The organism is Methylobacterium mesophilicum SR1.6/6, from assembly GCF_000364445.2.
In the GTDB taxonomy this organism is placed as follows: domain Bacteria; phylum Pseudomonadota; class Alphaproteobacteria; order Rhizobiales; family Beijerinckiaceae; genus Methylobacterium; species Methylobacterium mesophilicum_A.
Map to the genome: position 1 here is coordinate 5,311,427 of NZ_CP043538.1, position 13,564 is coordinate 5,324,990.

Annotated in this window: 14 protein-coding genes; 4 read left to right on the plus strand and 10 right to left on the minus strand. The window is 71.4% G+C overall.

Going from position 1 to position 13,564, the window contains the following annotated elements; genetic code table 11:
* Positions 1-115: 115 nt before the first annotated feature.
* Positions 116-1,111, plus strand: a complete 996-nt coding sequence (locus tag MMSR116_RS25110; RefSeq protein WP_010686931.1) for an NUDIX hydrolase — start codon at positions 116-118, stop codon at positions 1,109-1,111.
* A 213-nt stretch (positions 1,112-1,324) separates the two neighbouring features.
* Here MMSR116_RS25110 and MMSR116_RS25115 read toward each other — a convergent pair whose 3' ends face one another.
* From MMSR116_RS25115 to MMSR116_RS25135, 5 genes are all read right to left on the minus strand, one after another.
* The gene (locus MMSR116_RS25115) at positions 1,325-2,461 is read right to left on the minus strand and encodes an HPP family protein (RefSeq protein ID WP_010686930.1); all 1,137 of its coding nucleotides are present in this window, start codon (positions 2,459-2,461) and stop codon (positions 1,325-1,327) included.
* Between the two features lie 223 nt (positions 2,462-2,684).
* On the minus strand, positions 2,685-3,503 hold the full coding sequence (gene panB, locus MMSR116_RS25120; RefSeq protein ID WP_010686929.1) for a 3-methyl-2-oxobutanoate hydroxymethyltransferase: 819 nt from the start codon (positions 3,501-3,503) through the stop codon (positions 2,685-2,687).
* 218 nt (positions 3,504-3,721) lie between these two features.
* Positions 3,722-4,303: a rhodanese-like domain-containing protein gene (locus MMSR116_RS25125; RefSeq protein WP_010686928.1), complete on the minus strand. Its 582-nt coding sequence runs from the start codon at positions 4,301-4,303 to the stop codon at positions 3,722-3,724.
* Positions 4,304-4,321: 18 nt separating this feature from the next.
* Positions 4,322-5,161 (minus strand): quinoprotein dehydrogenase-associated SoxYZ-like carrier, encoded by an 840-nt coding sequence (locus MMSR116_RS25130; RefSeq protein WP_010686927.1) that lies wholly within the window; start codon positions 5,159-5,161, stop codon positions 4,322-4,324.
* A 41-nt stretch (positions 5,162-5,202) separates the two neighbouring features.
* On the minus strand, positions 5,203-6,171 hold the full coding sequence (locus tag MMSR116_RS25135; protein WP_010686926.1) for a quinoprotein relay system zinc metallohydrolase 2: 969 nt from the start codon (positions 6,169-6,171) through the stop codon (positions 5,203-5,205).
* A gap of 126 nt (positions 6,172-6,297) precedes the next feature.
* Between MMSR116_RS25135 and MMSR116_RS25140 the strand changes: the two genes are divergently transcribed.
* On the plus strand, positions 6,298-6,864 hold the full coding sequence (locus MMSR116_RS25140) for a TetR/AcrR family transcriptional regulator (protein ID WP_010686925.1): 567 nt from the start codon (positions 6,298-6,300) through the stop codon (positions 6,862-6,864).
* Here MMSR116_RS25140 and queC read toward each other — a convergent pair.
* From queC to MMSR116_RS25160, 4 genes are all read right to left on the minus strand, one after another.
* Positions 6,851-7,570: a 7-cyano-7-deazaguanine synthase QueC gene (gene queC / locus MMSR116_RS25145; RefSeq protein ID WP_010686924.1), complete on the minus strand. Its 720-nt coding sequence runs from the start codon at positions 7,568-7,570 to the stop codon at positions 6,851-6,853. The genes MMSR116_RS25140 and queC overlap by 14 nt on opposite strands.
* Complete coding sequence (gene queD / locus MMSR116_RS25150) at positions 7,560-7,916, minus strand: 6-carboxytetrahydropterin synthase QueD (RefSeq protein ID WP_010686923.1); 357 nt, start codon at positions 7,914-7,916, stop codon at positions 7,560-7,562. The genes queC and queD overlap by 11 nt, the downstream gene beginning before the upstream one ends.
* A gap of 98 nt (positions 7,917-8,014) precedes the next feature.
* The gene (locus MMSR116_RS25155) at positions 8,015-8,968 is read right to left on the minus strand and encodes a dihydrodipicolinate synthase family protein (protein WP_010686922.1); all 954 of its coding nucleotides are present in this window, start codon (positions 8,966-8,968) and stop codon (positions 8,015-8,017) included.
* Between the two features lie 111 nt (positions 8,969-9,079).
* Positions 9,080-9,748, minus strand: coding sequence for a GntR family transcriptional regulator (locus MMSR116_RS25160; protein ID WP_039894677.1), 669 nt, complete (start codon positions 9,746-9,748; stop codon positions 9,080-9,082).
* 117 nt (positions 9,749-9,865) lie between these two features.
* Between MMSR116_RS25160 and MMSR116_RS25165 the strand changes: the two genes are divergently transcribed.
* A complete protein-coding gene (locus tag MMSR116_RS25165) occupies positions 9,866-11,458 on the plus strand; it encodes an ABC transporter substrate-binding protein (RefSeq protein ID WP_010686920.1) in 1,593 nt (530 codons plus the stop codon).
* Positions 11,459-11,597: 139 nt separating this feature from the next.
* On the opposite strand, the gene cobT is transcribed toward MMSR116_RS25165, so the two are convergent.
* Entirely contained in the window at positions 11,598-12,650 is a 1,053-nt protein-coding gene (gene cobT / locus MMSR116_RS25170) for a nicotinate-nucleotide--dimethylbenzimidazole phosphoribosyltransferase (RefSeq protein WP_010686919.1), read from the minus strand.
* 86 nt (positions 12,651-12,736) lie between these two features.
* Between cobT and cobS the strand changes: the two genes are divergently transcribed.
* Positions 12,737-13,561 (plus strand): adenosylcobinamide-GDP ribazoletransferase, encoded by an 825-nt coding sequence (gene cobS, locus MMSR116_RS25175; protein WP_010686918.1) that lies wholly within the window; start codon positions 12,737-12,739, stop codon positions 13,559-13,561.
* The last annotated feature ends 3 nt before the right edge of the window (positions 13,562-13,564 follow it).

A 13,564-nucleotide genomic window follows, 5' to 3' on the forward strand; every position in this document is an offset into this window, starting at 1 on the left:
CGCGGATCGGCGCCGTCATACGGCGGCGTTGACGCGCGGAGATCCTGTACCCCTATAGGTGGGATCCGCTCCGGCGTATCCGAGGGGAGAGGTTTTCGAGGGACTTCGAGGGACGATGACGGTTGCCGCGGCGCAGACGGGTGCGCGCGGGGCGCAGGCCCCGCCGGAGCGCTCCTCCGTAGGCCTCGTCGCGGTGATCGTCGCCGCGACGCGGGGGGAACCGCGCGCCCTGACGATCCGCGTGCCCGATCAGGCGCCGGGCCGGGGCGACGGCCTGCCGGCCGGGCCCCTGGTCCCCGAGCACGCGACCCTGGAGCGCGGCCTGCGCGCCTGGGTGGAGCGGCAGACGCACCAGCGCCTCGGCTACGTGGAGCAGCTCTACACCTTCGGCGACCGCGACCGCTCCGGAGCTTCCGACATGGCGGCGGTGCACTCCCTGTCGGTGGCCTATCTGGCCCTGGTCCGCGAGGAGCGGCCGGCCGGGATCGCCGAGGCGGCGTGGCAGAACTGGTACCGCTACCTGCCCTACGAGGATTTCCGGCAGGGGCGTCCGCGCCAGCTCGACGCTATCGAGGCGCATCTCGCCGCCTGGGCGGCCGAGCCCGAGGATTGCGCCGTCCGAACCCGCCGGCTCGACCGCCTCGGCTTGACCTTCGGGATGAATGGCGGCACCTGGAACGAGGAGCGGGTGCTGGAGCGCTACGAGCTGCTCTTCGAGGCCGGGCTCATCCCGGAGGCCCGCGGCAACCCGGGCCCGGCCCTGCCGAACGACCCCACCGGCGTGCCCATGGCCTTCGATCACCGGCGGGTGCTCGCCACGGCGATCGGGCGCCTGCGCGGCAAGATCAAGTACCGCCCGGTGGTGTTCGAGCTGATGCCGCCGGAATTCACCCTGCTCCAGCTCCAGCGCACCGTCGAGGCGCTCTCGGGCACGCAGCTGCACAAGCAGAATTTTCGCCGCCTCGTGGCGCAGCAAGGGCTGGTGGAGGAGACCGAGAGCGTCACCAGCGGCGCCGCCGGCCGTCCGGCGCGGCTCGTGCGCTTCCGCAGGGAGGTGCTGCTGGAGCGGCCGGCCCCGGGCCTGCGGCTGCCGTCCCGGCGGGTGGGGTGAGAGCCGTCCGGACCCGCCCTTCAGGTGCTCAGGGCCGGCGGAGGCGGTAGACCTGCCACGTGAGCATCATGCTCGATGCCATCAGGGCGACATGCAGCAGGGTCTGGAGAAGCGATCCATCTTGCATCGGCGGGATCCTGCGGACGCGGCGTTGCTCGGCTTCCGCCAGAGGCAACGACCGGGCCAGGATCCGGACCGACAGGAATCAGGCGCCTACGCCGCCGTCTCGGGCGTGGCGAAGGCCTTGGCCGAGAGCAGCCGCATCAGGGTGGCGAGCAGGTCGGTCTGGGTGATGATCCCGAGGATGCTGCGGTCCTCGGCCGTGACCACGACCGCGTGGGTGTGGCCGTCGGTCAGCGAGCCGATCAGCCCGACCACCGGCTCGTCCGGCGCGGCCGTCCTGGCCTCCGACATCGCCGACGCGACATCCCGGTCGCCGCGCAGCGTCAGCTCGCGCAGGCCAAGGGTGCCGGCGAGCCGGCCAGTCCCGTCCACCACCGGCAGGGTGCGGATGTTGTGGGCGAGCAGGAGGTCCCGCGCCCGCTCGGCGGAGCTGTCCAGCGCGACGGTCACCACGTCGCGCGACATCACCGCGCCGCAGGTCAGGGTGCCCTGCGTGCGCAGGAGCGCATGCGCCTCCACCTGCCGCAGGAGCTGGTCCAGATCCTCCCGGTCGATGTCGAGGGTCTCGTGCAGGGCGAGCAGGGCCGCGTCGACATCCTCCGGCCTGAAGCCGACCCGGATCGACGGCGGCAAGTCGGCCGTCCCGTGCGTGTTGACCGGCGCCGCCGCCGGCACATGCGGGTAGTTGCGGCGCGAGATCTTGTGAAACGCGACGCCCAGCGCCACCAGGATCACCGAGTTGATGCAGACCGGGAACAGCGGGAACAGGAACCCGGCCGAGGTGACGGCCGGCCCGCCGATCAGCGCCGTCAGGGCGGCCGCGCCTCCGGGCGGATGGAGGCAGCGCGTGAGCGACATCGCCGCGATGGCCAGCGACACGCCGACGCCGATCGCCACCACCGGGTTCGTGATGAGGTGGGCGGCCAGCACGCCCATGAACGCCGAGATCGTGTTGCCGCCGATGATCGACCAGGGCTGCGCGAGCGGGCTCGCCGGCACGGCGAACAGCAGGACAGCCGAGGCGCCCATCGGGGCGACGATGAGCGGGATATGGGGGCCTTGACCGAAGAACCAGCCGCAGATCAGGCCGGTGAGTGTGATGCCGGCCAGCGCGCCCAGGCAGGCGATGAGGCGCTCCCGCAGGGTCGCCCCCGCGAGGATCGGCCTGAACAGCTGAAACCCGGGCACCCGGTTGGCTCGGTTCTCTGGGCCAACCGTGTTGGACATCCGCGCGCCCTTCGCATGCTCGACCCGCCGACCCCGTCGGCAACCACCGCGGCTGTCGACGCGGAGGTCTGGTATACCAGATGGACGATACGGACCGGGGACGGAATTGCAACAGGTTTAGGCGCTATGCCCGTCAGCGAGGCAGAGCGGGCATGACGCTTCAGAGGCCGGTGCCGGATGAGCTGTGCGAGCGAGGCGGTTGACGCGCTCCTCGCCGGGTCGCCTACCCGTAGGTGTGATCGTCCGCGGGGAACCGGCCGGCCCGCACCTCCTCCGCGTAGGCCTTCACGGCCCCCTCGATATGGGCGCGGAGCGAGCCGAACTGGCGGACGAATTTCGGCGTCCGCTCCGACAGGCCGAGCATGTCCTCCAGCACCAGGATCTGCCCGTCGCAGACCGCCGACGCGCCGATGCCGATCGTGGCGGCCGTGACCCGCGGCGAGGTCGCGATCGCCCGCGCCACCGGCTCGACGATCCCCTCCAGCACGATCGCGAAGGCGCCGGCCTCGGAGATCGCCCGCGCATCCTCCAGGAGGCGGCGCTCGTCGTCGGGCGCCCGGCCCTGCACCTTGAAGCCGCCCATCGTGTTCACCGCCTGGGGCGTGAGGCCGATATGGCCCATGACCGGCACCCCGCGCTGGACCAGGAACGCCACGGTCTCGGCGAAGTGCGCGCCGCCCTCCATCTTGATCGCGCCGGCGCCCGTCTCCTTGAGCACCCGGGAGGCGTTGAGGAAGGCCTGCTCGCGGCTCGCCTCGTAGGAGCCGAACGGCATGTCGACCACCACCAGGGCCTTCGACGTGCCGCGGATCACCGCCTGGGCCTGGAGGATCATCATCTCCAGGGTCACGGGAATCGTCGACTCCATCCCGTGCATCACCATGCCGAGGGAATCCCCCACGAGGATGAAATCGCAATACGCGTCGACGATCCCCGCCGTGTGGGCGTGGTAGGCCGTGAGCGCGGTGATCTTGCGCCCCTCGGCCTTGCGTTTGCCGATATCGATCGCCCGGAGCCGGCGGGACTGCACGACCTGCGACATGGTTCAGATCCCTTTTGGCTCGGGCGTTTCCCCTCCCCTTGTGGGGAGGGGCGAGGGGTGGGGGTGGTGCAGAAGGCACCGTTACGCTTGATCCTGCACCACCCCCACCTCCAACTCCTCCCCACAAGGGGGAGGAGAGAGCCCGGTCCGGTTGTTGAATATCCTCGAGCCTCACATGCGAGCGGGGCGCTTCCTCTTACACCGCCCGGCCGCGCGGGTCAGCGCCCGGCCTGCGGCTCGCTCGCTGCCTTCCAGGCCGGATCGACGCGCAGGTTTGCGGTCTCGTGCTTCTCCTGCCAGCCCTCGACGCCCTCGGGGAACCAACGCACGCCGGTATAGCCCTTCCGGACGAGGCGCTTGCCGGCATTCCAGCTGCCCCAGCACTCCACGTGGCAGAACACCACCACCGGCTTGGCCTTGTCGCCCCCGGTCAGCTCCGCGACGCGGTCGTAAAACAGCGCCTCGCGCTCTGGCGCCAGGGGCTCGGCCCCGGCTTCCGGCATCCAGATCGCGCCTGGAATCGAGGGATGCACCGGCAGCCAGAGCCGGCCTTCGGGGAAGTTCGACGGCTTGCGGTCCGGCGCTGCCACGTCGATCAGCACCGGCTTGTCCGGCCCGGCCATCAGGGCGGCGACGGCGTCGGCGTCGACCACCGCGGCGCCTTTGAGGGTCGGCGGCGTGTAGCCCTTCGGCGGGCCGGCATAGAGGCCCTCCGGCTCGGGCACGTTGACCGGGGAATCGGCCGGCGCGGCGGCGAGGCAGAGAAGCGCGGCGCAGGCCGCCGCGATCCGGCCGATCATGTGGTGCTCCCGCATCGCTCAGTTCGTCGGGCCCGGCGGGTTGAAGCTGTGCTGCCAGCGTCCGCCCTGATTGTCGGAGGCCGCCACCTGGATCGGCTTGCCGTCCGGCTTGAAGGCGAAGTTGATCACCGGATTCGAGGAGATCGAGATGTCGCCCGTCATGGTGAAGACCTTCTGGTCGCCGGCCGAGACGGTGAGCTTGTCGATGTAGCGCGCCGGCGTGAAGTCGCGGGTGACCTGGTTCATCTGCATGCCCGAAAAATTCGGGTGGCGGACCATCAGCGTCGCCTCCACGGGCTTGCCGGGCTGGGCGTCGGCGAACTTCATGCGCATGTCGCCCATGCCCTTCATGGCCTCCTCGTCGCTCATGCCCATGGGGGCCGAGCAGCCGCCGGAGGCCTTCACGAACTGCTTGGCCTCGTAGAGCTTGCCGTCCTGCGTCTCCACCACGGCATGCATGTCGGTGTAGTTGTTGACCCGCACGCGCAGCTTCAGCTCGGCCGGATCGGCCGCGGGGCCGAACTCGAACTTGGCGGCGTAGGGCGCCGGGTTGTCGTCGATGATCAGCGAGACCGCCTTGATCTGCCCGTCCTTCGGCATGGTCAGGGTGATCGGCACCAGGGCGGCATCTAGCGCCCGGGCCGGCGCGTCGATCTTCACGAGGCTGTCGGTCTGGGCGATCTGGCGATCGCCGAAGATCGACTTGGCGATCTCCTGCCAGCGGGCCGCCCGCTCCTGATCGGTGTCGGAGGCGCCGGCGGCCTGCGCCGCCACGACCAGGGGGCCGGCCAGGGTCGTCGTCGCCAGGGCGAGGCCGAGGGCGAGCGTGGGGATGGTCTTGCCGAACCTGTTCATCATGGCGTGTCTCCCGATTGGTTCTGATATGGCGACGCGAAACGCTATTCCCACTCGAGTTCCTGGTAGGCCACGGTGACGTTGCGGCCGTTATAGGTGTCGAACAGGGCCCACTTGTCCTTCTGCTGCGCGGCCACGGTCGTGACCGCCTTCTCGATCGGCACGTCCTTGGCGATCGCCGCCCGGGTGCCGTCGCGGAGCGCCGTCAGGTAGCCGGTGAGGTCGGCGAGCGCCGGGGCGAGGTCGACCGCGACCGGCCCGTGTCCCGGCACCGCCCGAGTCGGGCCCATGGCCTTCAGGCGTTCGGCCTCTTTGAGCCAGCCCTTCAGGCTGCCGTCGAGGGAGGGGATGCGGTTCACGAACAGCAGGTCGGCGGGGAACAGCAGCCCGCTCCCCGAATCGATCATCGACAGGTCCGAGGTGGTGTGCGCCGGCCCGTGCGCCGTGAAGGTCAGGCGCCGGTCGCCGAGGTCGATCTCGGCCGTGTCGTCCACCGCCATGGTGGGGTACACCACCGGCCCGGTCCGATCCTCGCCGAGGAGATCGATCAGCCGCTTGCGGTAGAATTCGCCCCGCGCCGACAGCGCCTCGGCAAGCTTGGCATGACCGATGAAGACCGGCTTGTCCTGGACGAAGGCCCCTGCCCCGAACACATGGTCCGGATGGACATGGGTCAGCACCACGTGGGTGACCGGCTTGTCCGTGCGCTTGGCGATCTCGGCCCGCAGCCACTGGCCGTCGGCGAGGCTGCCCCCGGATTCCGTGACGAGCACGCCGCTCTTGCCGATGAGGAAGCCGATATTGGCGATGGCGTCGGCGTTGTCGGGCGTGGCGTCGGCGATCAGGCCCTTCCGGACGAAGATGCCCGGGCCGACCTCCTCCATCGTGAAGCTCTCGGCGGCGCGGCCGAGGGTCGGCAGGCAGCACAGGCAGAGGCCGCCGAACAGGGCGTGCCGCCGCGACAGCGTGCGGCCGGCGGCGGATTTCCGCGGATGGACGGCGGACGCCGTCATGCCAGAACCTCCCGATCTTGATTGTCTACCATTAAGTAGGTAGATTGCTGGACCGTCAAGGGGCGGATCTGGATCGGGGGCACGACGGGCCCCACGTTCGCGTGAGCCGGAGAGACGATCGCCGCGATGAGGGATACCCGCGCCGAGCTGCTGAGTCAGGCCGAGGCCCTGGTCCGGGGGCGGGGCTATGCGGGCTTCAGCTACGCCGACCTCGCGGAGGCGGTGGGCATCCGCAAGGCGAGCATCCACCACCACTTCCCCACCAAGGTGGATCTCGGGGCTGCCCTGGTGGCGGCCTACGCGGCGCGCTACGCCGCGGCCCTGGAGGCGATCCGGCGCGACGTGGCGGACGGTCCGGGCCGGGTCGAGGCCTATGGACGGCTATATCTCGGCGGCGTCGAGCAGGGGCTCGGCTGCCTCTGCGCCGCGCTGGCCATCGAGGGCGAGGCCCTGCCCGAGCGCCTGCGCCGGGACATCGCGGCCTTCTTCGCGAATCACCTCGCGTGGCTGGAGACGATCCTGCGGGCGGGCCAGGCAGATGGCAGCGTCCGTGCGGGCGCCGACCCGGCGGTGCTCGCCCGCTACGTGATTGCCACCCTGGAGGGGGCGCTCCTGATGGAGCGCCTGTTCGCGAGCCCCGACGCGTTCCGGGGGACGCTGGCGGTGCTGGTCGACGGCCTCAGGCCGCAGTGAAGCGGGCGTAGCCGTCCGCCCGCAGCCGGCAGGCCGGGCAGGTCCCGCAGCCGTAGCCCCAGGGATGGCGCTGCCCGCGCTCCCCGAGGTAGCAGGTGTGGCTCTCCTCGACGATCAGGTCGACCAGCGCCCCGCCGCCGAGATTCTCGGCGAGGCCCCAGGTCTGCGCCTTGTCGAGCCACATCAGCGGGGTGTGCAGCACGAAGCGGCGCTCCATCCCGAGGTTGAGCGCCACCTGCAGGGCCTTGATGGTGTCGTCCCGGCAGTCCGGGTAGCCGGAATAGTCGGTCTCGCACATGCCGCCCACGATGTGGCGGAGACCGCGCCGGTAGGCGAGCGCCGCCGCGAAGGTCAGGAACACGAGGTTGCGGCCGGGCACGAAGGTGTTGGGCAGGCCCGAGGCCTCGTAGCCGATCGCGGCCTCCCGGGTGAGCGCCGTCTCCGACACCTGCCCGAGGGCGTCGAGGGCGAGCGTGTGGTCGTCGCCGAGACGTGCTGCCCAGACGGGGTTCAAGCCCGTCGTGCCCTCCCGCAGGGCCGCGCGGCGGTCGAGTTCGACCCGGTGGCGCTGCCCGTAGTCGAACCCCAAGGTCTCGACATGGTCGAACCGCTCCAGCGCCCAGGCGAGGCAGGTCGCCGAATCCTGGCCGCCGGAGAACAGCACCAGCGCGGCGCGGTCCCCGGCGATCACGGTCTCATTCGCCATCGTACTCGGCCCAGGACATCGGTGTCTCGGCGACGCGCACCCGCGCGAGCCCCGGAAGGTCTGGCCGCAGCCGATGCCAGATCCAGGCCGCGATGTTCTCTGCGGTCGGATTCTCCAGCCCCTCGATCTCGTTGAGGCAGTGGTGATCGAGCCGGGCGAGCAGCGGCCCGAAGATGCTCTCGATGTCGTAGAAGTCGATGACCCAGCCGGTGTGCGGATCGACCGGGCCGGCGACCGTCAGCTCGACCCGGTAGGAATGCCCGTGCATCCGGTGGCAGCGATGCGTCTCGGGCACGTTCGGCAGCCGGTGGGCCGCCTCGAAGGTGAAGGCTTGGGTGATCTTCATGGGGGTTCGCGGGCTGTGGCCGATCTCGCCCCCGCCATAGCGCCGACGGGCGGTCCCGCGCAAAGATGGGCTGCCCTGCATGCCGAGATGGCTGAGGATCAGGCCCCGGCGCCGGCCTCCGACCACTGCGCGTACCACGCCTTGAACAGGCGTAGCTGCGTCTCCGCGTAGTGGCGCTGGCCGGCGCTCAGCGCGTCGGTGGCGTTGAAGTGGAGCGCGTAGTCCGGGTTCCCCTCCAGCACCATGAGGTGCTTGTAGTAGAGGACGAGATCCGTCCCCTCGTCGAAGCTCGACAGGATCGCCAGCGCGGCGTCGAGTTCCTCGGCCCGGCGCCGGGCCTGGACGTCGCCCGTGGCGGCCTTCTCGCACAGGGCGACGAGGTGGAGCACCTCCCGCGGCAGCACGTTGCCGATACCCGTGATGGCGCCCCGGGCGCCGCAATTGACGTAGCCGTGCACCACCTGGGTATCCACCCCGACCATCAGGGTGATGTCGGGCGACTGGCCGGTGATGTACTCGGCCGCGTAGGTAAGCGAGGCCGCGCCGCCGAATTCCTTGAAGCCGACGAGGTGCGGGTAGCGGGCGCGCAGGCGGAAGAACAGGTCCGCCCGGGTCTCGAACCCGTAATAGGGGCTGTTGTAAATCACCGACGGAAGGTCGACGGCCGCCTCCAGGATGCCGGCGAAATGCGCCTCCTGGGCCGCGGCCGAGCTGCCGCGCGACAGGACCCGCGGGATGATCATCAGGCCGTGGGCGCCGGCCGCCTTGGCGTGCGCCGCGAGCGCCGCGGCCCGCTTCGGGTTCTGCGCGCCGGTCCCGACGATCACCGGGACGCCGGCGGCGAGCAGCCGCTCGACGCCTGCCATCCGCTCCTCGTCGGTGAGCAGCGGCCAGTCGCCCATCGAGCCGCAATAGACGACCGCCGACATGCCGGCATCGACGAGTTCCCGCCCCTTGCGCGCGAGGGCGTCGAGGTCGGGCGTCCGGTCCGAACGGCAGGGCGTCATCAGGGCCGGGATCGTGCCGGAGAAGATGTGTCGGTCGGAGGCCATCGCCGGCTCGTCTGCTGGGAGGAGGATCGCCCCGGCCGGCCGTGCGGGCCTCGCGGGGTGGCGCGCCCCTCCATGGCAGCCGGCCGCGATCCTGGCAAGGATTTTATACAATCATCCGGAGCTTCGCGGGGTCGAGGCCTCGCCGAGGAATGCCATCAGCGCGGCGGCGACGTGGCCGATATGGTCGGTCAGGAGGGCGCAGGCGGCCGAGACGTGGCCGTTCCGGCACAGCCGGACGATCTCGCGGTGCTCGCGGTCGGCCCGCTCCAGCTCCGCCCCGTCCGTCGAGAGCTGCAGGCGCGTGTAGCGGTCGCACTCCGCCAGCAGCGAGCCGACGAAGGCGAGCGTGCGGGGTCGCTCCGCCCGGCTGTACAGGAGGAGGTGCAGCTCCGTGTTGAGGGCGCCCCAGCGCGCCGTGGCGCCGTCGCGCAGGGCGGCGGCGTAATCGTCCAGCAGGGTGTCGGCCTGCCGATAATCCTGCTCCGTCAGATGCGGTGCCGACCCGGCGAGCAGGCGCGGCTCGAGGATGCCCCGCAGTTCGAGGGCCTCGGCGGCGTCGGCCGGCGAGAGCGGCGCGACCATGGCCCCGCGATGCGGGTGGATCCGCACCAGGCCCTCCGCCTCCAACTGGAACAGGGCCTCCCGCACGGGGATCCGGCTCGCGCCGAATTCCGCCGCGAGGGCGTCCTGGCGCAGCTGCGACCCGGCCGGGTAGCGTCCGTCCAGGACGCGTCGGCGGATTTCGGCGCCGATCGATCCCGCCATGGTCCTGTTCTTCATGATCCCGCTCCGCCTCGGCCCCGGGCGCTCCGCGGGGCCCTTGACGGCGGAGCTCCAGTGTTGAAATTGTATAAAATCAATCGGGCAACGGGCTCGATCAGGACATGGGTGCCCGCGATGACGCTCTCTCGCCGCCAGATTTTGGCCGGTACCGCAGGCGCGGCCGCCGGCCTCGGCCTCCCGCACTTGGTCCGGGCCCAGCCCGGCGGCGGCAGCGTGCTGCGCTTCATCCCGTCGACGCCCCTGCCGTCCCTCGATCCGATCGTCGCCACGAGCTACGTCATCCGCAACCACGGCTATCTCGTCTACGACACGCTGTTCGCCACAGACGAGAATTTCCGGATCCAGCCCCAGATGGTGAGCGACTGGCAGACCGCGCCCGACGGCCTGCGCTGGACCTTCCATCTCCGCGACGGCCTCACCTTCCACGACGGCTCCCCCGTCGAGGCCAAGGACTGCATCGCGTCGATCGCGCGCTGGTCCAAGCGGGACGCCTTCGGCCAGACCCTGGCGGGCTTCGTGGAGGGGTACGGCCAGGAGGACGGGCGGACCTTCACCATCGCGCTGAAGAAGCCGTTCCCCCTCCTCCCGGCGGCACTCGGCAAGCTGTCCTCCAACGTGCCCTTCATCATGCCGGAGCGCGTCGCGCTCCAGGACGCGTCCAAGCCGATCGCCGACGCCACCGGCTCCGGGCCCTGGCGCTTCGAGGCGCGGGAATGGATCCCGGGCCAGAACGCGATCTACACCCGCCACGCCGGCTACCGCCCCCGCGAAGAGGCGCCCTCCTGGGCGGCCGGCGGTAAGGTCGCGAAGGTCGACCGGATCGAGTGGCTCGCCATCACGGAGGCCTCGGCGGCGGTGGGCGCGATGATCCAGGGCGCGGTCGACTGGTACGAGCAGCCGGCGATCGACCTGATCCCGGTCCTCAAGGGCAAGCCGGGGATCGAGATCCGCAACGTGCCGCTCGGGCTGATCCTGCTGATGCGGTTCAACCACACGCAGCCGCCGTTCAACAATCCCGAGATCCGCCGGGCCGTGATGATGGCCATGAAGCAGGACGACTACATGCAGGCGGTGGTCGGCAGCCCCGAATACTACCGCGAGGCCAAGACCTTCTTCACGCCGGGCTCGCCGATGTCGACCGGGGCCGGCGGGGCAGCGGCGATGCAGGACGATCTCGGCAAGGCCAAGGCGATGCTGGCCAAGGCCGGCTACAAGGGCGAGCGCGTGGTGCTCCTGGCCCCGGCCGACCAGCCGATCGCCTACAACCAGTCACTGGTGACCCAGGACCTGCTCAAGCAACTCGGGATGAACGTCGATCTGGTCTCGACCGACTGGGGCAGCTTCATCGCCCGCCGCGGCAATCGCGGGGCGGTCGATGCCGGCGGCTGGTCGGCCTTCCACACGCTCTGGTCGGGGGCCGACGTGCTGAACCCGGCGCTCCACCCGCTGATCCGCGCCAACGGCGCGGCCGCGTGGTTCGGCTGGCCGGACGACCCGACCCTGGAGGGCCTGCGCAGCGAGTGGATCGCCACCGGCGACGAGGCGCAGCAGAAGGCGCTGGCCGCGCGCATCGAGGAGCGGGCCTTCGCGGTCGTGCCCTACGCACCCGCGGGCCTCGTGCAGCAGCCGATGGCGGTCAGCGCGAAGCTCAAGGGCATGGTCATGGCGCCCGTTCAGTTCTTCTGGAACATCGAGAAGACCGCCTGAGTCCGGGCGCTCCCGAGGATGGTTCGTCTTCGCGAGCGCAGCGAAGCAACCCAGGGCAGCGGGCCGCTGATGGCCGTGCCGCCGCTGGATTGCTTCGCTCCGCTCGCAAAGATGCGGGGGCGCGGGTGCCCGCGCGGCTTCAGCCCGCGCCTTTCTCGGACACCCCAGCCTGCGCGAAGGTCGCCATGCCGGTGTGGCAGGCGAGCGCGCCCTTGAGCAGGCCCATCGCCATGCCGGCGCCCGAGGCCTCGCCGAGGCGCATGCCGAGCGCCAGCAGCGGCACCAGCCCGAGCCGCTCCAGCACCTCCGCGTGGGCGCCCTCTGCCGAGACGTGGCCGGCGAGGCAATGGTCGAGGGCGCCCGGGTCGGCGGCGTGCAGCACGGCCGCCGCGGCGGTGGCCACGTAGCCGTCGATCACCACCGGGATGCGCTGCAGCCGCGCGGCCAGGATCGCCCCCGCCATGGCGGCGATCTCCCGGCCGCCGAGGCGCGCCAGGACCTGGAGCGGGTCGTCGAGGTGGCCGGCATGGTGCGCGAGCGCCGCCTCCACGGCGGCGACCTTCCGGCCGAGACCGTCGCCGTCCACGCCCGTGCCGCGCCCGACCCAGTGGGCTGGGTCGCCACCGAACAGGGCGGCGTAGAGGGCGGCCGCCACCGTGGTGTTGCCGATGCCCATCTCGCCGATGCCCAGGCAATCGGTGCCGGCGGCCACCGCCTCCATGCCGAAGGCCATCGTGGCGACCGTGGCTCGCTCGTCGAGGGCTGGCCCCTCCGTGATGTCGCCGGTGGGCATGTCGAGGGCGAGGTCGAACACCTTGAAGCCGAGGCCGTAGGCCGCGCAGATCTGGTTGATCGCCCCGCCGCCGGCGGCGAAGTTGTCGAGCATCTGCCGGTTGACCGCGTCCGGAAAGGCCGAGACGCCGCGGCGCGTGACCCCGTGGCTCCCGGCAAAGACGCAGACCAGCGGCCGGTCGAAGCTCGGGGGCGCCTTGCCCTGCCACGCGGCCATCCAGGACACGAGGCTCTCCAGGCGCCCGAGGGAGCCTGCGGGCTTGGTCAGGGTGGCGTCCCGCGCCGCGACGGCGGCCTGCGCGTCGGTGTCCGGGCCGGGCATCGCCTTGAGCAGGTTGCGGATGTCGTCGAACGGGCCGTGTTCGGGAGCGGTCATCGGGTCGGTCACCGGGTCGGACATGGCGGCGATGATTTCCTGTGGGCGCCTCCGGTCGGGGAGACTATACGGGAGCGGCGCGCGGTGGCGGGCGGATGCGAGAGACCGCGATGGACAGGCAGACCGGCGGGGAGGCCGACTGGCCCGGGCGCGGCGCCCTCTACGACCTCGCCGGGTGCCTGCGCTTCTACTCCCGCCTGCCGGTGCCGCAACTGCCCGGCGAGCCGGATCCGCACCGGAGCCCCGACTTCACCACCCTGCCGCGGATGCTGCCGCTGGCCGGCCTGATCCTCGCTCTGCCCGGGGCCCTCGTGCTGGCGGCCGGCTGGGCCATCGGACTCGGGCCGTTCCTGGCCGCGACCCTCGCGGTGTCGGTGTCGGTGGTGGCGACCGGGGCCCTCCACGAGGATGGGCTCGCCGACGTCGCCGACGGGTTCGGCGGCGGGATTACGCGGGAGCGCCGCTTGGAGATCATGCGCGACAGCCGGATCGGCGCCTACGGCGGCGCGGCCCTGGTCCTAGCGCTGGCCCTGCGGATCGGCGCCCTGGCGACGCTCCTCGACCGGACCGGCTACGCGGCCGTGACCGGCCTGCTCCTTGGGGCCACCCTGTCGCGGGTCGCCGCCCTCGCCCCGATGGTGCTGCTGGCGCCGGCGCGACCGGGCGGCCTCTCGGCCTCGGTCGGCCGCCCGGGCCGGGCGAGCCTCGCCACCGCGATCGGCCTCGGCGCGGCCCTGGCGCTCGGTGCGACGCTGCTCGGCCTGCCGTTCGGAGGGGTGGCGCTCATGATCCTGTGCGCCGGCCTCGCGGCTTTAGGCCTGACCCGGCTGGCGCGCGTTAAGATCGGCGGGCAGACCGGGGACGTGATCGGCGCCTGCCAGCAGGTCGCGGAGATCGCCGCCCTGCTGGCCCTGGTGGTGTCGGTGACAGATTGAGGA